At 69.9% G+C, this 21,482-nt stretch carries 18 protein-coding genes; 10 read left to right on the top strand and 8 right to left on the bottom strand.

What is annotated here, in order from left to right; all coding sequences use genetic code 11:
- Positions 1–29: 29 nt before the first annotated feature.
- The 4 genes from ACZ6Z4_RS36385 to ACZ6Z4_RS36370 are packed head-to-tail and all read left to right on the top strand — an operon-like array spanning position 30 to position 8,279.
- Positions 30–2,843: a fascin domain-containing protein gene (locus ACZ6Z4_RS36385; protein ID WP_465576007.1), complete on the top strand. Its 2,814-nt coding sequence runs from the start codon at positions 30–32 to the stop codon at positions 2,841–2,843.
- Positions 2,843–5,650, top strand: a complete 2,808-nt coding sequence (locus ACZ6Z4_RS36380) for a carbohydrate-binding protein (protein ID WP_465576000.1) — start codon at positions 2,843–2,845, stop codon at positions 5,648–5,650. Before ACZ6Z4_RS36385 ends, ACZ6Z4_RS36380 begins: the two co-directional genes overlap by 1 nt.
- A gap of 9 nt (positions 5,651–5,659) precedes the next feature.
- Complete coding sequence (locus ACZ6Z4_RS36375) at positions 5,660–6,790, top strand: ThuA domain-containing protein (RefSeq protein WP_465575998.1); 1,131 nt, start codon at positions 5,660–5,662, stop codon at positions 6,788–6,790.
- Between the two features lie 16 nt (positions 6,791–6,806).
- The gene (locus tag ACZ6Z4_RS36370) at positions 6,807–8,279 is read left to right on the top strand and encodes a S10 family peptidase (RefSeq protein ID WP_465575995.1); all 1,473 of its coding nucleotides are present in this window, start codon (positions 6,807–6,809) and stop codon (positions 8,277–8,279) included.
- On the opposite strand, the gene ACZ6Z4_RS36365 is transcribed toward ACZ6Z4_RS36370, so the two are convergent.
- A complete protein-coding gene (locus ACZ6Z4_RS36365) occupies positions 8,276–8,704 on the bottom strand; it encodes a GNAT family N-acetyltransferase (RefSeq protein ID WP_465575992.1) in 429 nt (142 codons plus the stop codon). The genes ACZ6Z4_RS36370 and ACZ6Z4_RS36365 overlap by 4 nt on opposite strands.
- Positions 8,701–9,549, bottom strand: a complete 849-nt coding sequence (map, locus tag ACZ6Z4_RS36360; protein WP_465575988.1) for a type I methionyl aminopeptidase — start codon at positions 9,547–9,549, stop codon at positions 8,701–8,703. The genes ACZ6Z4_RS36365 and map overlap by 4 nt, the downstream gene beginning before the upstream one ends.
- 55 nt (positions 9,550–9,604) lie before the next feature.
- Between map and ACZ6Z4_RS36355 the strand changes: the two genes are divergently transcribed.
- Positions 9,605–9,796, top strand: coding sequence for a hypothetical protein (locus ACZ6Z4_RS36355; protein ID WP_363671574.1), 192 nt, complete (start codon positions 9,605–9,607; stop codon positions 9,794–9,796).
- 63 nt (positions 9,797–9,859) lie between these two features.
- Here ACZ6Z4_RS36355 and ACZ6Z4_RS36350 read toward each other — a convergent pair whose 3' ends face one another.
- Complete coding sequence (locus tag ACZ6Z4_RS36350; RefSeq protein ID WP_465575978.1) at positions 9,860–10,417, bottom strand: histone H1-like repetitive region-containing protein; 558 nt, start codon at positions 10,415–10,417, stop codon at positions 9,860–9,862.
- Positions 10,418–10,711: 294 nt separating this feature from the next.
- Between ACZ6Z4_RS36350 and ACZ6Z4_RS36345 the strand changes: the two genes are divergently transcribed.
- Positions 10,712–11,458: a helical backbone metal receptor gene (locus tag ACZ6Z4_RS36345; protein ID WP_465575975.1), complete on the top strand. Its 747-nt coding sequence runs from the start codon at positions 10,712–10,714 to the stop codon at positions 11,456–11,458.
- A gap of 63 nt (positions 11,459–11,521) precedes the next feature.
- Complete coding sequence (locus ACZ6Z4_RS36340; protein ID WP_344173722.1) at positions 11,522–11,698, top strand: hypothetical protein; 177 nt, start codon at positions 11,522–11,524, stop codon at positions 11,696–11,698.
- A 3-nt stretch (positions 11,699–11,701) separates the two neighbouring features.
- Here ACZ6Z4_RS36340 and ACZ6Z4_RS36335 read toward each other — a convergent pair whose 3' ends face one another.
- Positions 11,702–12,199, bottom strand: coding sequence for an NUDIX hydrolase (locus tag ACZ6Z4_RS36335; RefSeq protein WP_363671567.1), 498 nt, complete (start codon positions 12,197–12,199; stop codon positions 11,702–11,704).
- Positions 12,200–12,341: 142 nt separating this feature from the next.
- Here ACZ6Z4_RS36335 and ACZ6Z4_RS36330 point away from each other — a divergent pair, with 142 nt between their 5' ends.
- Positions 12,342–13,250, top strand: coding sequence for an aldo/keto reductase (locus ACZ6Z4_RS36330; protein WP_465575968.1), 909 nt, complete (start codon positions 12,342–12,344; stop codon positions 13,248–13,250).
- A gap of 122 nt (positions 13,251–13,372) precedes the next feature.
- On the opposite strand, the gene panB is transcribed toward ACZ6Z4_RS36330, so the two are convergent.
- Together panB and ACZ6Z4_RS36320 are read right to left on the bottom strand one after the other, a co-directional pair.
- Positions 13,373–15,586, bottom strand: a complete 2,214-nt coding sequence (gene panB / locus ACZ6Z4_RS36325) for a 3-methyl-2-oxobutanoate hydroxymethyltransferase (RefSeq protein ID WP_465575965.1) — start codon at positions 15,584–15,586, stop codon at positions 13,373–13,375.
- A gap of 155 nt (positions 15,587–15,741) precedes the next feature.
- Positions 15,742–17,514, bottom strand: a complete 1,773-nt coding sequence (locus tag ACZ6Z4_RS36320) for an NAD+ synthase (protein WP_465575962.1) — start codon at positions 17,512–17,514, stop codon at positions 15,742–15,744.
- A gap of 128 nt (positions 17,515–17,642) precedes the next feature.
- Here ACZ6Z4_RS36320 and ACZ6Z4_RS36315 point away from each other — a divergent pair, with 128 nt between their 5' ends.
- Together ACZ6Z4_RS36315 and ACZ6Z4_RS36310 are read left to right on the top strand one after the other, a co-directional pair.
- Positions 17,643–18,803 carry a DUF418 domain-containing protein gene (locus tag ACZ6Z4_RS36315; protein WP_465575959.1) on the top strand — a complete coding sequence of 387 codons (1,161 nt, stop codon included), beginning with the start codon at positions 17,643–17,645 and terminating at the stop codon, positions 18,801–18,803.
- Between the two features lie 45 nt (positions 18,804–18,848).
- A complete protein-coding gene (locus ACZ6Z4_RS36310; RefSeq protein ID WP_465575956.1) occupies positions 18,849–19,226 on the top strand; it encodes a hypothetical protein in 378 nt (125 codons plus the stop codon).
- Here ACZ6Z4_RS36310 and ACZ6Z4_RS36305 read toward each other — a convergent pair whose 3' ends face one another.
- Both ACZ6Z4_RS36305 and ACZ6Z4_RS36300 read right to left on the bottom strand, forming a co-directional pair.
- Positions 19,227–21,041: a DUF2207 domain-containing protein gene (locus ACZ6Z4_RS36305; RefSeq protein ID WP_465575950.1), complete on the bottom strand. Its 1,815-nt coding sequence runs from the start codon at positions 21,039–21,041 to the stop codon at positions 19,227–19,229.
- Positions 21,042–21,081: 40 nt separating this feature from the next.
- Positions 21,082–21,444 carry a nuclear transport factor 2 family protein gene (locus tag ACZ6Z4_RS36300; protein ID WP_465575947.1) on the bottom strand — a complete coding sequence of 121 codons (363 nt, stop codon included), beginning with the start codon at positions 21,442–21,444 and terminating at the stop codon, positions 21,082–21,084.
- Between the last annotated feature and the right edge of the window lie 38 nt (positions 21,445–21,482).

The raw sequence follows: 21,482 nt of genomic DNA, 5'->3' as shown, positions 1-21,482 counted from the left end.
GGGTCCGCTCCTTCTCCAGGAGAGATCCGATGAACACCCTCCTGCGATCCCGCCTGCCCAAAATCCTGCTGGCGACGGCCCTGCTCGCCGGGCTGATCTCGACCGGTGGTTCCCCGCCCGCCGTCGCCGCACCGGGCTTCACCGCCTGGCAGAACGGGTCCTTCGTCGTCGACACCCCGAACCTGGTCCGCCGCTCCGACATCGTGCTCGGCCGGGCCAACGCGGTGCCGACCGAGTCGCTGCCGCTGGGCAACGGCGCCCTCGGGGCGGCGGTCTGGGCGGCCGGTGGGTTCACCGCGCAGCTCAACCGCACCGACACGTTCCCGAGCCGCAAGTCCCTCGGTCACGTCGTGATCCCGGGCCTGTCGAGGATGACCACCGCCGCCGACTTCACCGGCAAGCTCGACCTGTACGACGGAATGCTGCGCCAGTCCGGCGGCGGCATGACGCTGACCGCGTTCATCCGCGCCGACACCCAGCAGCTCGTCGTCGACGTCACCGGCGCCGACCCGAACGCCACCCAGACCGCCCAGGTCAAACTCTGGTCACCGCGTACGCCGACCGCCCGCGCCTCCGGCGCCGTGGCCGCGCTCGCCGAGACCTGGGTCGACAACCAGGGCGCCGGCGCGTCGGGCCGCACCTTCGGCTCGCTCGCGGGCATCACCGCCGGCGGCCGCAACGTCGTCGCGTCGGCGCCGAACAACCTCACCGGCCAGGTCGCCTTCCAGCCCAACGCCGACGGCTCGTTCCGGGTCGTCGTCGCGGCGCCGACCTGGACCGGCGGCGACTCGATCGCCACCACCAACGCCGTACTGAACGGAGCCGCCACGCGTCCGGCGTCCGAGGTCAGGAACCCGCATCTCCAGTGGTGGCACGACTACTGGCAACGAGCAGGCCTGATCAAGATCAGCTCCCCAGACGGCACCGGCGACTACGTCGAGAACCTGCGCACGATCTACCTGTACTCCGCTGCTGCGCAGAGCCGCGGCGTCCTGCCCGGATCGCAAGCAGGTGTCGCCGACCTGTTCACTTTCTCGCAGGACAAACGCGACTGGTACCCGTCGGGCTACTGGTTCTGGAACCTCAGGATGCAGGTCGCCGCGAACCTGTCCGCGGGACTGCCCGCGCTGAACGACCCGATGTTCCGCCTCTACAAGGACAACCAGGACGCGATCGCGACCTGGACCAGCCAGCGCATGCCCGGCCGCCAGGGCCTCTGCGTCCCGGAGACGATGCGGTTCAACGGCAACGGCACGTACGACGGCGGCACCAGCAACGCCTCCTGCGACTCGATCATCGCGCCGACGTACAACTCCTTGACCATCACCACCGGCGCCGAGATCGGCCTGTGGGTCTGGGAGCACTACCGGATGACCGACGACCGGGCGTTCCTGACCGCGCACTACCCACTGATCAAGGGCGCGGCGCAGTTCCTGCTCTCGCACGCGACGACCGGTGCCGACGGCAAGCTGCACACGTTCTCGAACGCGCACGAGACGCAGTGGGGCGTCACCGACCCGACCACCGACATCGCGGCGATGCAGGCGTTCTTCCCGGTCGCGGTCAAGGCGGCGCAGACCCTCGGCGTCGACAGCGCGCTGGTCGGTCAGCTCAACGCGGCGATCCCGAAGCTCCAGGCGCTGCCGCGGACCGACACGGCGACGCAGACCCAGCTGCTCACTCCCGCGCAGGACGCCAACGGTACGACGATGATCGGCCTGTCGACGCAACCGACGGCGGCCCGGCACAACAGCGAGAACATCGGGCTCGAGGCGGTCTGGCCGTACAACCTGATCGGCGACAGCGGGCCGCTGACCGCGGTCGGGCGGCGTACGTACACCTCGCGCAGCTATGTCAACGGCAACGATTGGAGCTACGACGCGCTGCACGCTGCCCGGCTCGGGCTGGCGACCGACATGAAGACCGCGCTGCTCGCCGCGATCCGGCAGTACCAGGTCTACCCGTCGGGGATGGCGAGTTTCACCGCGCAGCCGGCGTTCGAGCCGTACATCGAGCAGTCGGGCGTGCTCGCCGCGACGGTGCCCGAGGCGCTGGCCACGGACTACGACGGTTTGCTCCGGATCGCTCCCGCCTGGCCGACCGACTGGACCGGTGAAGGAACGGTTGCCATCGGCCACAAGTCGAGGGTGCACGTGCAGATCGCCAACGGCTCGCCGACGACGGTCGCGATCAGCTCGGGCGCCGCGCAGCAGCTGAACGTGAGAAGCCCGTGGCCCGGCCAGAGCGTGACAGTCCTGGACGGTCAGACCCGCGCCACCATCGTTGCAGCGCAGTCCAACGGCACCTTCACCATCCCGGCCCAGGCAGGCCGCACCTACCTGGTCGAGAAGACCGGCGCCACAGCGCAGCCGTTCCAACAGCTGTCCGGCACACCGGCCACCGCCGCCAGAAGATACGACCGGGCAACGATCGGCCTCACGAAAGGCACCGGTGCGGTAGCCCTCAAAGCACGGGCCAACGGCAAGTACGTCACCGCCGGCACCGGCACCCCGCTGATCGCGAACGCCGACACGATCGGCACCGCCCAGCAGTACGTCATGACCGACCTCGGCGGCGGCAACATCTCGCTGCGCGCCAAGGCCAACAACCTGCTCGTCGCCGCCGACGACGCCGGTGCCGGCCCGCTGCTCGCCAAGAACCAGAACGTCGGCTCCTGGGAGACCTTCCAGCTGATCCGCAACGGTGACGGCTCGGTCAGCCTCCGGGCGCAGGTCAACAACAAGCTCGTCTGCGCGGACAACGGCGGCGCCGCGCCCCTGATCGCCAACCGGGACGCGATCGGCCCCTGGGAACAGTTCGACCTGATCGAAGGAGTCGCGTGATGAGAAGAAGCCGAGTCGCCGTACTGGTCACGACGGCGCTGGTCGCAGCCCTGGGCCTGACCGCCCCGGCGGCCGAGGCCGGGTCGACCATCCCGGCCGCCGACTACCAGCAGGTGTCGCTGGCCAGTGGCGCCAACGAGCTCGGCGAGGCGATGTCGCTCGCCGTCATGCCGAACCGCTCGGTGATCCACACCGCGCGCGACGGCGCCGTACGGATCACCGACGTCAACGGTACGACGACGCTGGCCGGCCGGCTCAACGTCTACACCCACGACGAGGAGGGCCTGCAGGGCGTCGCGGTCGACCCGAACTTCGCGACCAACCGCTTCGTCTGGCTCTACTTCTCCCCACGGCTCAGTACGCCGGACGGCGACGCTCCGACCGACGGCACCCAGGCCGACTGGGACCGCTGGAAGGGCGAGCTGCACCTGTCGCGGTTCGTGCTGAAGACCGACAACACCCTCGACCTGGCCAGCGAGAAGGTCGTGCTCCGGGTCCCGAACGACCGCGGCCAGTGCTGCCACGTCGGCGGCGATCTCGATTTCGATGCCGCGGGCAACCTCTACCTGACCACCGGCGACGACAGCAACCCTTTCCAGTCCGACAGCTACACACCGATCGACGAGCGGACCAGCCGCAACCCGCAGTTCGACGCGCAGCGCACCTCGGGCAACACCAACGACCTGCGCGGCAAGCTGCTCCGGATCAAACCGCAGGCCGACGGCAGCTACACGATCCCGTCCGGCAACCTGTTCGCGCCGGGCACCGCGCAGACCAAGCCGGAGATCTACGCGATGGGCTTCCGGAACCCGTTCCGGATGAGTGTCGACAAACCGACCGGCATCGTCTACCTCGGCGACTACGGCCCGGACGCCGGTGTGACGAACCCGAACCGCGGCCCAAACGGCCAGGTCGAGTTCGACCGGATCACTGCCCCCGGCAACTACGGCTGGCCGTACTGCACCGGCACCAACACCAGCACCGAGACCTACAACGATTTCCAGTTCCCGAGCGGCCCGTCGGGTGCCAAGTTCGACTGCGCCGGCGGTGCCACCAACAACTCGTTCCGCAACACCGGCCAGACCAAGCTGCCGCCGGCCAAGCCGTCCTGGATCCGGTACGGCGGTGACGCCGGGACGCCGCCGGAGTTCGGCGGCGGTTCCGAGTCGCCGATGGGCGGTCCGGTCTACCGGTACGACGCCAACAACACCTCGCCGGTCAAGTTCCCCGCGTCCCTGAACGGCCGCTACTTCGCCGGCGAGCTAGGCCGCAAGTGGATCAAGGCGATCGAGGTCACCGGGACCGGCGGCGTCGGCGACATCGGCGCGTTCCCCTGGACCGGCACGCAGGTGATGGACATGGCGTTCGGCCCGGACGGCGCGCTCTACGTGCTCGACTACGGGACCGGCGCGAACAACCAGGCGCTCTGGCGGATCGAGTACAAGGGCAGCACCAACCGCAACCCGATCGCCAAGGCTGCGGCGACGCCGACATCCGGCGGCCGGCCGCTGACCGTGGCGTTCTCGTCGGCGGGCAGCTCCGACCCCGAGGGCGGCGCGCTGTCCTACCGCTGGACGTTCGGCGACGGCGGTAGCTCGACGCAGGCCAACCCGTCGTACACCTACAACACCGCGGGCACGTTCACGGCGACGTTGACCGTGACCGACCCGACCGGGCTGACCGGCTCGGCGAACGTGCAGATCAGCGTCGGCAACACCGCGCCGTCGGTGACGCTGCAGACGCCCGCTGACGGGCAGCCGTTCTCGTTCGGCGACACCGTGCCCTTCCAGGTCAACGTCAGCGACCCCGAGGACGGGACGATCGACTGCAGCCGAGTGAAGGTCACCTACCTGCTCGGGCACGACGACCACCAGCACCAGATCACCTCCAAGACCGGCTGCAGCGGCTCGATCGCGGTGCCGCCGGACGGTGAGCACGACCCGGCCGCGAACATCTTCGGGGTCTTCGACGCCGAGTACACCGACAACGGTGGCATCACCACGCACAGCACCCGTAAGCTCCAGCCGCGGCACCGCCAGGGCGAGCACTTCAGCGCGATGTCCGGGATCGAGTTCGCGACCCACGCCGCGGCCGAGGGCGGCCGGACGGTCGGGTACGTCGACAACAACGACTGGGTCTCGTTCACGCCGTACGCGCTGAGCACGGCGACGTCGTTCACCGCGCGCGTCTCGTCGGGCGGTCCCGGCGGCACGCTCGAGGTGCGGGCCGGGTCCGCGACCGGTCAGCTGATGGCGACGGTCCCGGTCGCCAACACCGGCAGCTGGGACACGTTCACCAACGTCTCGGCCAACCTGACCAACAAGCCGGCTGGTACGACGACGCTGTTCCTGGTCTTCAAGGGCGTCACCGGCAACGGGAACCTGTTCGACCTCGACGCGTTCACGCTCGCGACGTCGGGCTCGGTCGGTACGACGTCCGAGGGCGAGGCGTTCAGCTCGCAGTCCGGCGTCCAGGTCGCTGCTCATGCGGGTGCGAGCGGCGGGCAGACGCTTGGCTACATCGACAACGGCGACTGGGCCGGGTACTCGCAGGTGAGCACCAGCGGCATCAAGTCGTTCAGCGCCCGGATCTCGTCGGGCGGCCCGGGCGGCACCCTCCAGGTGCGGTCCGGGTCGGCGACGGGCACGCTGCTCGGCTCGGTCGCCGTCCCGAGTACCGGCGGCTGGGAGAACTTCCAGAACGTCTCCACCACGCTGACCGGTACCGCGAGCGGGCCGCTGTTCCTGAGCTTCACCGGCGGCGCGGGCGCGCTGTTCGACGTCGACACCTTCACCGTCTCTTCCTAGGGAGCTGGCATGACTACATTCACGCGACGTACGGCATTGCTGACCGGTGGAGCGCTCGTGGTCGGCGGGCTGCTGCCCTGGCAGACGGCGTCGGCCGCGCCGTACCAGGTGCTGGTGTTCAGCAAGACGGCCGGCTTCCGGCACGACTCGATTCCGACCGGGATCCAGGCGATCCGGGACCTCGGGGCGGCGAACGGGTTCACCGTGACGGCGACCGAGGACAGCAACGTGTTCACGGCGGCGCAGTTGGCGGCGTACAAGGCGGTGGTGTTCCTGAGCACGACCGGGGACATCCTGAACGCGGCGCAGCAGACGGCGTTCGAGGCGTACATCAACGGCGGCGGCGGGTACGTCGGGGTGCACGCGGCGGCCGACACCGAGTACGACTGGCCTTGGTACGGGCAGCTGGTCGGCGCGTGGTTCCACAGCCACCCGGCGATCCAGCAGGTCACCGCGCGGGTCGAGGACCGCACGCACCAGTCGACCGCGCACCTCGGGACGACGTGGGTGCGGACCGACGAGCTGTACAACTACCGCACCAACCCGCGGCCGAACGTGCGGGTGCTGATCAACCTCGACGAGTCGACCTACAGCGGCGGCAACATGGGCGACCACCCGATCGCCTGGTACCACCCGCAGGGCGCCGGGCGGTCGTTCTACACCGGGTTCGGGCACACCATCGAGTCGTACGCCGACCAGGCGTTCCGGCGGCACCTGCTCGGCGGCATCCAATACGCCGCCAACGCCTCCGCGACGCCGCCGGTGACGCAGATCGAGGGAGAGGCGTTCACGTCGCAGTCCGGCGTACAGGTGGCCGGGCACGGTGGCGCCAGTGGTGGGCAGACGCTCGGCTACATCGACAACGGGGACTGGGCGGGCTACTCGCAGGTCAGCACGGCCGGCAAGACCGGCTTCACCGCGCGGATCTCGTCGGGTGGTGCGGGCGGGACGATCCGGATCCGCTCGGGGTCGGCCGGTGGGCCGGTGCTCGGGCAGGTCGCCGTGCCGGTGACTGGTGGGTGGGACAACTTCCAGACCGTCTCGACGACGCTGAACGGCGCGGGGACGGGGGCGCTGTTCCTCACCTTCAGCGGCGGGTCGGGTGCCTTGTTCGACATCGACCACTTCGGTCTGACCTGACGCTAGTGTCGGGGGTATGACTGAGCAGGAAACGACGACGGCCGGCGCGACCGAGAAGGTCGCGCCGGCCGACGATCTCACCACGACGCAGCACGTGCTGACCGCCGGGCGGCGCAAGCTGAAGTACACCGCGACCACCGGGCGGATCGTGCTGCGCCGCGAGGTGCTGACCGACGGCAAGTTCGACGGGCACCGGCCGAAGGCCGAGGTGTTCCTGACGTCGTACACGCTGGACGGCGCGGAGCCCGGGACGCGGCCGGTGACGTTCGCGTTCAACGGCGGGCCGGGGTCGTCGAGCATCTGGCTGCACCTCGGGCTGCTCGGGCCGCGCCGCGTGGTGTCCGGTGACGTCGGCGAGCTGGCGCCACCGCCGTACGGGCTGGTGGACAACGCGGAGACGCTGCTGCAGGTCAGCGACCTGGTGTTCATCGACCCGGTCTCGACCGGGTACTCGCGGGCCGTCGAGGGCGAGAAGCCGGGGGAGTACCACGGGTTCACGCCCGACCTGGAGTCGGTCGGCGAGGTGATCCGGCTGTGGACGTCGCGCAACGGGCGCTGGATGTCGCCGAAGTTCCTCGCGGGAGAGTCGTACGGTACGACGCGGGCCGCCGGGCTGGTCGCGCACCTGCAGAACCGGCACGGGATGTACTTCAACGGCGTGATGCTGATCTCCGCGGTGCTCGAGTTCGCGACGCTCGACTTCACGCCGGGCAACGACCTGCCGTACGCGCTGTTCCTGCCGTCGTACGCCGCGGCCGCGCACTACCACGGGCTGATCCCGGACCGAGAGCTCGCCGACGTGCTCGCCGAGGCCGAGCGGTACGCCGCCGGCCGGTACCCGAATGCGCTTGCCCAGGGCAACCGGTTGCCGGCAGACTACCGCGGCGAGGTGATCGAGAAGCTGTCCGCGCTGACCGGCCTGTCGGCCGACTACCTGGACCGGGTCGACCTGCGGATCGAGCACACCCGTTTCTTCGCCGAGCTGCTTCGCGCCCAGCGCAAGGTGGTCGGCCGCCTGGACGCCCGCTTCACCGGCTGGGACGCCGACTCGGCCGGCGAGGTGTCGGTCGACGACCCGTCGATGCGCGCGATCATGGGCCCGTACACGGCCGCGCTGAACCACTACGTGCGCGCCGAGCTGGAGTACCTGAACGATCTTCCGTACGAGATCATCAGCGCCGACGCCGCCAAGGACTGGTCGTTCAAGGAGTTCGAGAACAACCACGTCACCGTCGCCGACCAGCTCGCCGAGGCGATGCGCGCCAACCCGCACCTGAAGGTGCACATCGCGTCGGGCCACTACGACTGCGCGACGCCGTACTTCGCCACCGAGCACACGGTCGCGCGCCTTCGGATCCCCGCCGAGCTCCGCGACAACATCGAGCTGCGCTACTACCCGGCCGGCCACATGATGTACGTCCACGAGCCTTCGCGAAAGCAGCAGTCGAAGGACCTGGCCGCCTTCGTCCGCGCCGCTTCCAACCGCTAGGGGTAGATGCGGAAACCGCGGTAGGGGTGGTGCTGGAAGGACTGGTAGAAGTCCTCGGCGGTGTCGGTGACGAGGTCGACGCGGAGGGCGCCGGTGAGCGGGCCGGCGTACTCCAGGAGGGCGCGGCCGATGCCCTGGCGGCGGTGGTCCGCGCGGACGGCCATCAGGGACAGGTGGGCCTGGATGTGGCCGTCGCTCTGCAGGTAGGCGAAGCCGACGACCTCGTCGCCGTCGACCGCGACGACGCTGGTGACGCCGGGGGCGGTGAGGACCGTGTGGGCGCGGTCGGGGTCGGCAGGGAAGCTCGGCCAGTCCTCGGCGGCGCAGATCGCCAGTACGCCGTCCAGGTGCGCGCGCTCGTACCGCATCACCTGCAGGCCGGACCCCGGCGAAGAGTGTGGGTCGCCGGGGCCGGTGACAGTCACGGCAGGGTGAGGATCTCGGCGCCGGTGTCGGTGACGACGAGCGTGTGCTCGAACTGGGCGGTGCGCGACTTGTCCTTGGTGGTCGCGGTCCAGCCGTCGTCCCACAGGTCGTAGTCGTAGCTGCCCAGCGTCAGCATCGGCTCGATGGTGAACGTCATCCCGGGCTCGATCACGTCGTCGAAACGCTCGTCGTCGTAGTGCGGGATGATCAGGCCGGAGTGGAACGAGGTGGCGATCCCGTGCCCGGTGAAGTCGCGGACGACGCCGTACCCGAAACGCTTGGCGTAGGACTCGATCACGCGGCCGATGATGCTCACCTGCCGACCCGGCTTCACGGCCTTGATGCCGCGCATCAGCGCCTCGTGCGTGCGCTCGACCAGCAACCGGCTCTCCTCGTCGACGTCGCCGACCAGGAAGGTCGCGTTGGTGTCGCCGTGCACGCCGTCCAGGAACGCGGTGATGTCGACGTTCAGGATGTCGCCGTCCTCGAGCGGACGGTCGTCGGGGATGCCGTGGCAGATCACCTCGTTCACCGAAGTGCACAGGGACTTCGGGTAGCCGCGGTAGCCGAGCGTCGACGGGTACGCGTTGCGCTCCACCAGGTACGCGTGGCCGACCGCGTCCAGCTCGTCGGTGGTCACCCCGGGCTTGGCCGCCTCGCCGACGGCCTGCAGGGCCTGGGCGGCGAGTCTGCTCGCGACGCGCATCTTCTCGACCAGTTCGGGGGACGTGACGTACGAGCCCTCGTACGGCGCCGGCGCGGGCTTGTCCACGTACTCCGGGCGCGGGATGGAGGCGGGAACCGGGCGGCGCGGCGAGATGATGCCGGGAGTGAGAATCGACATGGTGGAATCATTCTAGTTAGTTGCGACAACTTCACCGGGAAGGTGGTCCGCTGCGATGGCCGACGACGATCACAGCAACGAGTGGTACTACAACACGACGACCGGCGAGGTCGAGCCGTACCAGGGTGCGAAGTCCGCGGACCGGCTCGGTCCGTACAGCTCGCGCGAGGAAGCCGCGCGGGCGCTGGAGATCGCCAAGGAGAAGAGCGAGGCCTGGGACAACGACCCGAAGTGGAACGACGACTGACCTCGTGAACGGGCCGAGGGGCACCACCGGAAACTCCGGTGGTGCCCCTCGTTTTCGTACGGATTAACGCGACGTCGCCTTGCGGGCCGGCGCCTTGCGCGCGGTGGTCCGCTTGGCCGCGACCTTGCGGGCCGGGGCCTTCTTCGCGGCGACCTTCCGGGCCGGCGCCTTCTTGGCGGCGACCTTCTTGGCCGGTGCCTTCTTCGCGGTGACCTTCTTGGCGGGAGCCTTCTTCGCCACGGTCTTCTTCGCCGTCGTCTTCTTGGCCGGGGCCTTCTTGGCCGTCGTCACCTTTTTGGCGGCGACCTTCTTCGCCGGGGCCTTCTTGGCGACGGTCTTCTTCGCGACGACCTTCTTGGCGGGAGCCTTCTTCGCCGTGGTCTTCTTCGCGGCCGTCGTCTTCTTCACCGCCGTGGTCTTCTTCGCGGCGGTCTTCTTGGCGGGTGCCTTGGAGACCGCCTTCTTGGCCGCACTCACCTTCTTCGCCGTCGTCTTCTTCGCTGCCGTGACCTTGCGCGCGGTCGTCGTCCTCGCGGCTGGGGCCTTCTTCGCGACAGTCTTCTTGGCGGGAGAAGCCTTTTTGGCTGTCGCCTTCCCTGCGGCTGCCTTCTTGGCTGGCACTCTGCCTCCTTGGTGCGGCTGAGGAAAACCACGGTGGATTCCTCGTCGTCATGATGATGACAACACTTGGTGCCCACGTAAAGCACCTGAATCGCCCACAGGTCAAGGCGTCCGCGCCGGCAATTCGGGCGGTAATGCCGAAAATCCTTGTGCAGAAGGGTTTTCGATGACCCCCGACCATGCCCGAAGGTGCCGAAGAAATGTTGGCGACACGCGCGCGAACCAGCCACTTCGGAGTGTTTTCCGACAGTGTTGTCCTCGGCAACCTCTCTGCGAACGATCGGATCAGCCGCGGTGCGAACCCTCTACGACGACCTCGAAGACCCCGTCGAACTACCCGATGAAATCAGCGCCGTGGTCAGCATCGTGCCCTCGTTGACGGAGTCGATCGCACACACGCATCGTCGGTTGCTGATCGGCGCGACGGACTGGTGCAGCCATCCGCACGACCTCGACGTGACGCGCGTTCGCGGCACCAAGAATCCCGACGTCGAACGCATCGTGCAGCTGCGCCCCGACGTCGTCGTCGCGAACGCCGAAGAGAATCGCGCGGCCGATCTCGACGCGTTGCGCGCGCACGGCGTCGCGGTCTGGGTGACCACACCGACGACGGTCGGGGAGTCACTGGCTTCACTCGAACGAATGCTCTCGGCGATCACCGGAGACGTCCCGCCGTGGGTCGATGAAGCGCGCGAAGTGTGGAGTACGCCGTACGCCGGACCACGCCGGCGCGCGGTGATTCCGATCTGGCGAAAACCGTGGATGGCGCTCGGCCGGAACACCTTCGCCGGCGACCTGTTGGCGCGGCTCGGGATCGACAACGTGTTTGCGGAATCACCCGACCGTTATCCGCGGATCGACGTCGGCGCGTTACCGGCGTACGACGTGGTGGTGCTGCCGGACGAGCCCTACGCCTTTTCTCCCGGCGACGGCCCGGACGCATTCGCGCGGCCGGCGAAGTGCGTTTCCGGGCGGCACCTGACCTGGTACGGACCGTCACTCCTCGAGGCGCGCGCGGTGCTCAGCGGACAGCTCGCGTGACCTGCGACACGATCATTGCCGTCTCAGCTAGACGGTTAGGTCAGCCTCACCTATCCTCCAAACGTGCCCGAGATGACCGCGAAGAAGAAGTGCTGCAAGGACAAGCCGAGGTGCAAGAAGTGCCCGGTCGTCCTCAAGCGGCTGGCCGATGCCGGCTGCGCCGAGCGCCTCGACCTGCGGCACTACGTGGTCGACAAGAAGGTCAAGAAGAAGGTGCTGAAGAAGGCGCGCGAGCGCTGAGCCTCAGGACGCCTGCCGCAGCGTGATCGCCTCGACGGCGACCCGCAGCAGCCCCGGGATCGTCACGTGCGCGGCCTGACCGGTCGCCTCCAGCTCGTCGGGGTGCCACCAGCCGTGGTCGCTGATCGTCTCCAGCTCGAGCTGCTCCTGGTTGGCGAACGTCACCTCGACCGCGTCCACGCCGACCGCGAAGAAGGTCTGGTGCTGGATGATCGGGCAGCCGCCCCACTCGAACTCGATCGTGTTGGTCGCGACCGGTTCGCCGAGCGCGTCCGACGGCAACAAGATGCCGACCTCCTCGCGCAGCTCCCGCAGTCCGGCCTCGACCACCGTCTCGCCCGCCTCGACGCCGCCGCCGATCGTGAACCAGTACGGCGTACCGGGCTTCAGCGGGTCCCACCCGTGCAGCAGCAGCACCTTCCCGTCCGGGCGGACGGGCAGGACGCGGGCCGTCGTCCGCCGGACGACGGTGCCTGGTGGGGGCAACCGGTGTTCTGTCACATCTCAAAACGCTAGACGACCTGTTCCGTCCTGCGAGCGGTGAAACGGCGCGTCGCCGTCGGCAACAGTTCCGGCCTGGTCCGGCAACCACCGCCCGGCGCCGGGGCAACCAACGTTTGGCGACGGTGAGACGATCGGCGGTATGACGGCACGCATCGGGCTGGGGCTGGCGGCCCTGGGACGTCCTGGCTACATCAACCTCGGCCACGACGAGGACCTCCCGCCGGGCCGCGCGGTCGAGGACCTGCGGCGGCGTACGCACGAACTGCTCGACCAGGCCTGGCGGGCCGGCGTGCGGTACTTCGACGCCGCGCGCTCGTACGGGCTGGCGGAGGTGTTCCTCGGCGAGTGGCTGGCCGCGGACGCCGGTCGCCGGGCACAGGTGACGGTCGGGTCGAAGTGGGGCTACACGTACGTCGCCGACTGGCGGCCGGACGCGGAGCAGCACGAGATCAAGGAGCACTCGCTCGCGACGTTCGAGCGGCAGTGGCCGGAGACGCTGCAGGCGCTGGGTTCGGCGCCGGACTTCTACCTGGTGCACAGCCTGACGAAGGACAGCCCGGCGCTGGGGGACCGGAAGCTGCTCGATCGGCTGGGTGAGCTCGCGGCTGACGGCGTACGGGTGGGGTTGTCGACGAGTGGGCCGCATCAGGCGGAGACGCTGCGCGCGGCGTTGAAGCTGGGTGGGCCGTTCACGGCGGTGCAGTCGACGTGGAACGTGCTCGAGCGGTCTGTCGGGCCCGCGCTTGCGGAGGCGCAGGATGCTGGGTGGTTCGTGGTCGTGAAGGAGGCGGTGGCCAACGGGCGGCTGACGGCGAAGGCCGGGACGACTCCGTTCACTGCGTACGCCGCTCAGCATCACGTTGCGCCGGACTCGTTGGCTCTCGGTGCTGCGCTGGCCAACCCGTGGGTGGATGTCGTGCTGAGCGGCGCGACCACAGCCGAGCAGCTCACGAGCAACCTGGCCGCCGTCGATGTCGAGCCGCTCGACGAGTTCGTGCAGACGCCCGCGGAGTACTGGACCGAACGCTCAGCGCTGCCCTGGATCTAGGACCTCGGCCAGGGCGGCCCGGACGCCCTCCTCTACCGCGACCTCCCGACGACCCGGGTCGACCTGGTCAGCGCCACGCCGCTGACCACCGGCATCGTCGTGCTGGACTACCGGGTGCGCAGCTAGAAGGTGTGTTCGTCGGCGGGGAAGGAACCGTTGGCGACCTCGGCGGCGTACGTCGTCGCTGCTGAGGTGAGGATGCCGCGGAGATCGGCGTACTGCTTGACGAAGCGGGGCATCGGGCCCGAGCGAAGGCCGGCCATGTCCTGCCAGACCAGGACCTGCGCGTCGGTGTCGCGGCCGGCGCCGATGCCGATGGTCGGGATCGGGATGCGCTTGGTGACCTCGGCCGCGACGTCGCCGGGGACCATCTCGAGGACTACCGAGAAGGCGCCGGCTTCGGCGAGGGCGACGGCGTCGTCGATCAGGCCGGCGGCTTGTTCGCCGCGGCCCTGGACGCGGTAGCCGCCGATGGCGTGCTCGCTCTGCGGGGTGAAGCCGATGTGAGCCATCACCGGGATGCCCGACTGGGTGAGCTTCTCCACCGCCGGTACGACGGTGCGGCCGCCTTCGAGCTTGACCGCGGCGACGCCGGCTTCCTTCATGAAGCGGACGGCCGTGTGGAACGCCTGCTCGGGGGAGGCTTGGTAGGAGCCGAAGGGAAGGTCGGCGACGACGAGCGCGCGCTGGGTCGCCGTCGCCACCGCGCGGGCGAGCGGGATGAGCTCGTCGACGGTGACGCGGAGGGTGGACTCGTAGCCGTAGACGTTGTTCGCGGCCGAGTCGCCGACCAGCAGCACCGGGATGCCCGCGTCGTCGAAGATCTCGGCGGTGTACTGGTCGTACGCCGTGAGCATCGCCCACTTCTCGCCGCGGTTCTTCATGTCGCGCAGGTGGTGGATCCGGTACTTGCGCGGGCGCTTGCTGCCGTCCGCGGTGGTGCCGAGCACACCGGAGTTGCTGAGCGCGCCGGAGTTGGTGAGGACGCCGGAGCTGCCCAGGGAGCCGGAGCTCCCTGCGTCGTTCGGCGCGGCGTTGCCCTGAGGACGTGCTGCCGGAGTCTGAGCAGGTGCGGCATTCGGCTGCGCCCGACGTGCTCGGTGTGAGACGGCGGCTTCCGCTTTCACCTGACTCGGTGCGTCCTGCTGTACGTCGGCTCGACGGCGAGCACCAACCGGACGACCTTCGGTCCGCATCTCCGGACGCCCGTCAGGACGAGCTTCCGGGCGAGCCTCCGCGCGCGTCTCCGGGTGGTTGCTCTCGTACTCCGCGCTCGGGTCGCTCGGGTAGCCGTTCACCGCGGCGCTCTGCGGGTTGGCCGGAGGCTGCGGCGGCGCCGGTGGCCGGTTGGCCGGCGGGCGCTGCTGCTGCGGCGGGGGAGTGGACGCCTGTACGGCCGGCTGGATGCCGGTCGACTGCTGCGCCGGGTATCCGTTGCCGGTGTGGCCGTTGCTCAGTGTCACGCCGTTCGAGCCGTGCCCGTTGCTGCTGCCACCGGTACCGGAGCCGAGGCCGTTGCTCGTGCCCAGCGAGGTGCCGTTGCTGGAGCCGAGCGGCGGCGGTGCCTGGCCGTTGCCGTTCGCGGTGCCGTTGCTCGGCGCGGGCGGCGGCGTACTGGGCCTGTTGGCGAGCCCGTTCGACGGCGGCGGAGGCGGAGGCGTCGGAGCGCTGCCGCTCCAGCCGTTGCCGGTCGAGCCGTTGCTGTGCTGGGTCAAACCGTTCGAGCCGTTGCCCGGCGGCGGTCCAGCCGGACGCTGCTGCTGCTGCGGGGGAGTGGCCTGCTGCGGCGGCGGTCCCTGCCGGTTGGCGGGCGGACGCGGCGGCTCACCCTGCTGGGGAGCGAACGGGTTCTGCTGGCGTCCCGGCTGAGGCGCGGCCGGCGGCCGCTCCTGGTAAGCGCCAGGAGCGAACGGGGAGTCTTCGTAACGACCAGTGTCCGGTGGCGGGAAACCACCACGCCCGTTCTCGCGCGGTGCCTCCGGCGGGATGCCGCGGCCGTTCTCGTACTGCGCGGGCCGACGCTCGTCAGCCTGGCGCTGCTCGGGGTACTGCCCGTAGCCGCGCTCCTCGGCCGGCAGGAACGGCGGCTTCGGCACGTACGGCTGCTGGGGCACCGGCCCGCGCTCGTACGTCCGTGGCGCGTTCGGCAGCGACGGGGACGGGTCGAGACCCTCCAGGGTCGAGCGGTCGCGCCAGCTGTCGGCGTCGTCGGCGTAGCTGTAGTCCGAGCGGTGGTGCTCCTCGGTTGTCCGGTTCTTCGGTCCGGTCCCGTACGGCGCCGGCAGCTCGTCGTCGGCGTCGCCGTTGGTACCGGCCGACATGAAGTTGTCAACCATGCCCTCATCGTCCCACCGATGCGGAGGGTGAGCGCCACCGGCTGCCGGTGAGGGATCGCTCACAGCGTCCCCGGGCACGCCGGAGCGCCCGGGCAGCTCGTCGAACGGGCTGTCCCAGGGGGCGTCGGAGGAAGGGCGGTTCCGCCAGGATCCACTCAGTTGTCGGCAGCCTTTCGAGCGTCCTCACGCCACGCGTTCGTGATCGGGAGCCGCCGGTCGCGGCCGAACGCCTTGTGGGTGATCTTGGGACCCGGAGGATACTGCCTTCGCTTGTACTCCGCTCGGTCGACCAGCTGGACCACCTTGCTGACCAGCTCCGGGTCGAACCCGGCCCCGACCAGCTCGGCGCTCCCGCGGTCCTGCTCGACGTAGTCGTCGAGCATGTCGTCCAGCAGGTCGTACGGCGGCAGCGAGTCGGTGTCGACCTGCCCGGGCCGCAGCTCGGCCGACGGCGGCTTGGCGATCGCGTTCTCCGGGATCGGCGGCTGCTTGCCCCGCGCGACGGCGTCGGCGTTGCGCCACTTGGCCAGCCGCCAGACCACCGTCTTCGGCACGTCCTTGAGCGGCGCGAACCCGCCGACCGAGTCGCCGTAGATCGTCGAGTACCCGACCGACAGCTCGGATTTGTTGCCGCAGGCAAGCACCAGGTGGCCGTCGGCGTTCGACAGCCCCATCCAGATCACCGCGCGGACCCGGGCCTGCAGGTTCTCCTCGGCCAGTCCGGTCAGCCCGAGGGTCTCCAGGAACGGCTGCACCATCGGCTGGATTGGGATCACCCGGTAGTTGAGACCGGTCCGCGCGGCCAGCTCGGCGGCGTCGTCGCGGGAGTGGTCGCTGGAGTAGATGCTCGGGTTGGAGACGCCGAAGACGTGCTCGGCGCCGATCGCGTCGCAGGCGATCGCGGCCACCAGCGACGAGTCGATCCCGCCCGAGAGCCCGAGCAGCACCGACTTGAACCCGTTCTTGCGCACGTAGTCGCGCAGCCCGGTCACGATCGCGCCGTACATCTCGGCCTCGTCGGACAGCCGCGGCGCGATCGCCGCCGGCACCGCCTCGTACGCCGGCAGCGGCTCCTCGTGCAGCACGGTGTGCACGATCTCGATGCCCTCGTGCTCGGCGACCGGGATCGCCGACGCGGCCGGCAGGTCGAGGTCGACCATCATGCTGCCCTGCTCGAACTGCGGGGCCCGGGCGAACACGGTGCCCTCGGCGTCGGCGATCAGCGAGTCGCCGTCGAAGACCAGCTCGTCCTGGCCGCCGACCAGGTTCACGTAGGCCAGCGCGCAGCCGGCCTCGCGGGCCCGGCGGGTGACCAGCTCGCCGCGGACGTCGTCCTTGTTCGCCTCGTACGGCGAGGAGTTGACGACCAGCAGCAGCCCGGCGCCGGCGGCGCGGGTGACGGCGACCGGGCCGCCGTCCTGCCACAGGTCCTCGCAGATCACCAGCGCGACGTCGACGCCGTGGATCCGCACCACCTGCAACGTGTTGCCGGGAACGAAGTGCCGGAACTCGTCGAAGACGCCGTAGTTCGGCAGGTGGTGCTTGACCGCGCTGGTGACGACCTCGCCGCGGTGGATGACCGCGGCGGCGTTGGTCGGCGAGCCCTTCGGGCGGCCGAGCCGGTCCAGGCCCATCGCCGTACCGGCGGCGCGGTCGAGGTACCCGACGACGACCACAGCCTCGCCGAGACCTTCGTCGGCCAGCCGGGCCGCGAGCGTCTTCACCTTCGACTGCGACGCGTCGACGAACGAGCCACGCAGGGCCAGGTCTTCGACGGGGTAACCGGTCAGCGCGAGCTCGGGGAACGCGACGACGTGCGCACCGCGCTCGACGGCGCCGCGGGTCCAGGACACGATCTTGTCCGCGTTCGCGTCGAGGTCGCCGACCGTCACGTCGAGCTGGGCGAGAGCAAGCCGGAGCTGAGGCACCTGTGCACCCTACTGGTTTCGCGCGGTGCCCCGAAGCGACGCGACCAAGTCTTTACCGGCGACCAAGGTTGCGGCCCTGAATACTTTTCGCCGACGAACGGATCGAGCGCCGCGGATTCACTGAGAACATGACGATCCACCAGCAAGGACCGACCGCTGTCGCCGAGCGCGCGCTGGGCCCGGACCTGGCCCGCGGCTTCATGCTGCTGTTCATCGCGCTGGCCAACTCGCACTACTTCCTCCGCGGGCCCTCGGTGCTCGGCGGCTTCCCGCAGGACGGCTCCGCGGTCGACCGCGGCGTCACCTGGCTGATCGCGACTTTCGTCGACGGGCGGGCGTTCCCGATGTTCGGCCTGCTCTTCGGGTACGGCGTCGCGCAGATCGTTCGGCGCCGGACCGGGACGGCGTGGGCGACGCGCTTCCTGCTCTGGCGGCGCAGCGCGGTGCTGATCGTGCTGGGCTTCCTGCACGCGATGCTGCTGTACGTCGGCGACATCCTCGCGGCGTACGGCGTGCTGCTGTTCCTCGGCGTCTGGGCGATCCGCTGGAAGGACCGCTGGCTGTTCGCCGTCGCGGCGCTGGTGCTCGCACTCACCGCGCTGCCGGGCGACACCTCGCTGTCGATCAGCTCCGACGCACCGGACGCCGCGATGCTGCCGCCGGACCTCGGGTCGCAGTTCGCGCACCGGATCCTGGTGCACCCGGTGATCGCGCTGCTCGGGCCGATCGGCTTCCTGCCGCCGTTCCTGATCGGCCTGTGGGCCGGCCGCCGGCGGATCCTGGAGCGCCCGGCCGAGCACCTTCGGTTGCTCAGGGCCACCGCCGTCGCCGGCATCGCGATCGCCGTGCTCGGCGCGCAGCCGGTCGCGCTGACCCTGGCCCGCGTGATCGACAAGCCCAGCGGGGACGGCCTCACGCTGATCGGCCCGCTGCACGACGCCACCGGCACGATCGGCGGTCTCGGGTACGCCGCGCTGATCGTGCTGATCGCGCACCGGATCCGGCGCGGTCCGGTGATCGAAGCGATCGCCGCGACCGGGCAACGATCGCTGACCTGCTACCTGATGCAGTCGGTGGTCTGGACGATCGTCTTCACGCCGTACCTGCTGGACCTGTCGGACACGTTGACGGTGGCAACGGCAGCGCTGCTCGCGACGGCGACCTGGATGCTCTCGGTGCTGCTCGCCGACCGGATGCGCCGGGCCGGCCACCGCGGCCCGTTCGAGCTGCTGATTCGCAGGATCACCTACCGCACCGGCGTGTCGCGTCGCCCAGCGGTGCGGCGGTGACCGACGATCCGCAGACCAGCCGGAACCACCCGCACGGAGTACGACGTGAACCTCAGCCTTGCCGACCAGCCGACGCTGCCCGACCTGTCGGACGACGAACGCCACCTGCTCAACCTCGTCGCGACCCCCGCGGCGACGCTGCTCGGACTGGTCTCCGACGTCCTGCGCACCCGGCTGTTCGGCGCGGACGGCGCGACCTGGGTAGACCTGTGGCAGACCAACCCGTCCACGGCGCGCGTCGAGTGGCAGGACGGGCCGGAGGTCGCCGAGGTCCTCGAGCACCTGCTGCCGCGGTCCATCGAGGGCACCCTCGAAGGCGTTCCCGGGCTGCGATCGGTGACGAGCGCCGACACACACGCCCAGCTGGTGTGGATCGGCACGACCAGCCCGGTCGCACTACACCTCACCCGGCTCGACGGCTGATCACCAGGAGCCGCCGCCGCCGTCGCCGCCTCCACCACCGGCTCCGGCGCCACCGCTGAAGCCGGAGCCGCTGCTGCCGGCGTCGCCGCCGTACCGCCAGGTGTCGGCGTACGCCGTACCGGCGCCGCTGGCAACGGTTCCGGCCATGAACGCCGCGACCCCACGACGGAACCGGCCGACCCGGAACATCCCGACCGCGCTGAACACGTTGACCGGGTCGCCGCCGTCGATCAGCTCCTCCCAGCGGTCGCCGCGGTCCAGGACCATGGCCCAGGGCAACAACTCGGCGAGCTGCCGGTCGGTGAGGTCGTCGGCGCGGACCTTCGTCAGGTATCGCCGCAGCGAGCGGAGTTCCTGCACCAGCTCGCGCCCGGCCGGGGCGAGCCGGCCGCGCGACGCCGTCCGGCGTACGACGTACAGCGCGACGGCGGCGATCACGAGCACCGCGAACACCAGTAGCCCGTCGACCGGGCGCTCCGAGATCTCGAGGCTGATCCGGCTCGCGACGAACGCTCCGAGCGCGAGGCCGAGCACGCCGAGGAAGAGTGGGACGAAGCGCTGCTTCCGGCCGAGCACCGGCGGTTTGCGCGAGGCCGACGGGAGCTTCGCGAACCAGTCCTTGGTGGCGACCTCGGCGCGCAGCGCGCGGATCATCGCGGTCTGCGCGTCGAGCAGCCGGCGGTTCTCCCGCGCGCGGCGGTGCAGCCGGACGCTGGTTCCGGGGTTGAGCAGCGGGAAGAGCCCCTTGAGCAGCGCGAGGTGGTGGTCGCGGGTCGCGGCGGCCACATCGACCAGGACGACGGTGTTGTCGTCGGACTCGTCGTCGTTCTCGATCCGGATCGCGCCGAGCAGCGCCAGCTCCAGCAGCGTCGCCTGCGTGGCCTCGGCGTCGACGATCGAGCGGGTCAGCAACCGCGCCTCGGCGACGCTGATCGCGGGCGGCTCGCTCACCGGCGTACCGGCCCGGCGGCCGCTCCACCGGAAGAAGAGCAGCAGCCCGCCGGTCGCGAGCACGATCAGCCCGAGGATCCCGCCGAGCGTCTGCAGCAGCCCGGTCGTCGTCATCGACGCCCGGGGCTCGACGATCGGCGCGGCGTTGCTGACCTCGCCCGGGTTGATCGACGCGACGATCGTCAGTTGCTGCCCGAGGGTCAGCGTGCCCTGCGTGTACGTCGCCCGCCCGTCGGCGATCGTCGACCGCTCGCACGGGGTCTTGGCGCCGAGCCCACCGGCGTAGCAGGCCGCACGCTGCACGCCGCCGGGCACCTCGACGGTGACCTCGACCTTCTGCAGCGGCACCTGCCAGTGCCGGCCGGTCGCGTTCCAGTACAGCTCGTCGTGATCGCTGAACGACCGCAATGCGCCGCGCAGCCGGTAGTCGATCACGTACGTCGCGGTCTCGCCGGTGACCGTGTTGTCCGGCGACCCGATCCGGAGCCGCAAGGCCTTGGTCCGGTTGCTGCCGAGCAGCACGTGCTCCTGCTTCAAGGTCGTGTCGGCGCCGGTCGGGCTGCTCACCTTCACGTCGCTGACGTCGTACCGCCGGTTCTCGCGGTCGCCGGCCGGCTCGCGGACCATCAGGTCGCGGAAGATCCCGTGCCGGTCCGACCGCTCGCCGAAGCGGTAGACGATCGTCTCGGTGACCTGGACGGTCCCGTCGCGGTCCACGCGGTAGTTGATCGTGAACGCGTCGACCTGCTCGCTCGCGGTCGGCGACGACGCCGCGAAGACCTGCGGCGCGGGAGCCGCGACCAGCGCGGCACATGACGCGGCAACCACCACCAGGGCCCGGGCCCACCACCGTCGGCTGTTCATGCCTGTGTAGATGCCACCACCCTGAAGCGGGTTCCAGCTGTCAGGTGATTGTGTCGGGATCGATTTCTGCCGTGTACGACGTGATCGAGGTCAGATGACCCTGCATGAACTCGTACAGGTCGCACGACGACACGAACGACGACTGCCACTTGGTGTCGACGTACCGGGCCACCGCCTGGACCGCGACCGAGTCGGCGTTCGCGATCGTCTTGAAGCGCAGGAACTGCGTCGTCGTCCGCGCCAAGCCGGCCAGCGCCGTCTCGCACGCCTGCACGACCTGCTCGTGGCCCTCCAGCTTCGCCGCCCCGACCAGCGTCCAGGTCACCTCCGGGTGCAGGAACGGGTACACCTCCGAGAAGCGGTGCCGCGAGAACGCCTCCGCCACTTCCTGAATCGTCGCCATACCCGAGATCTTCTCAGTTCGATGGCCGAACCGGGCGT

This window comes from Kribbella sp. NPDC104740, from assembly GCF_055583505.1.
This window is presented reverse-complemented; position numbering and strand designations above follow the sequence as displayed.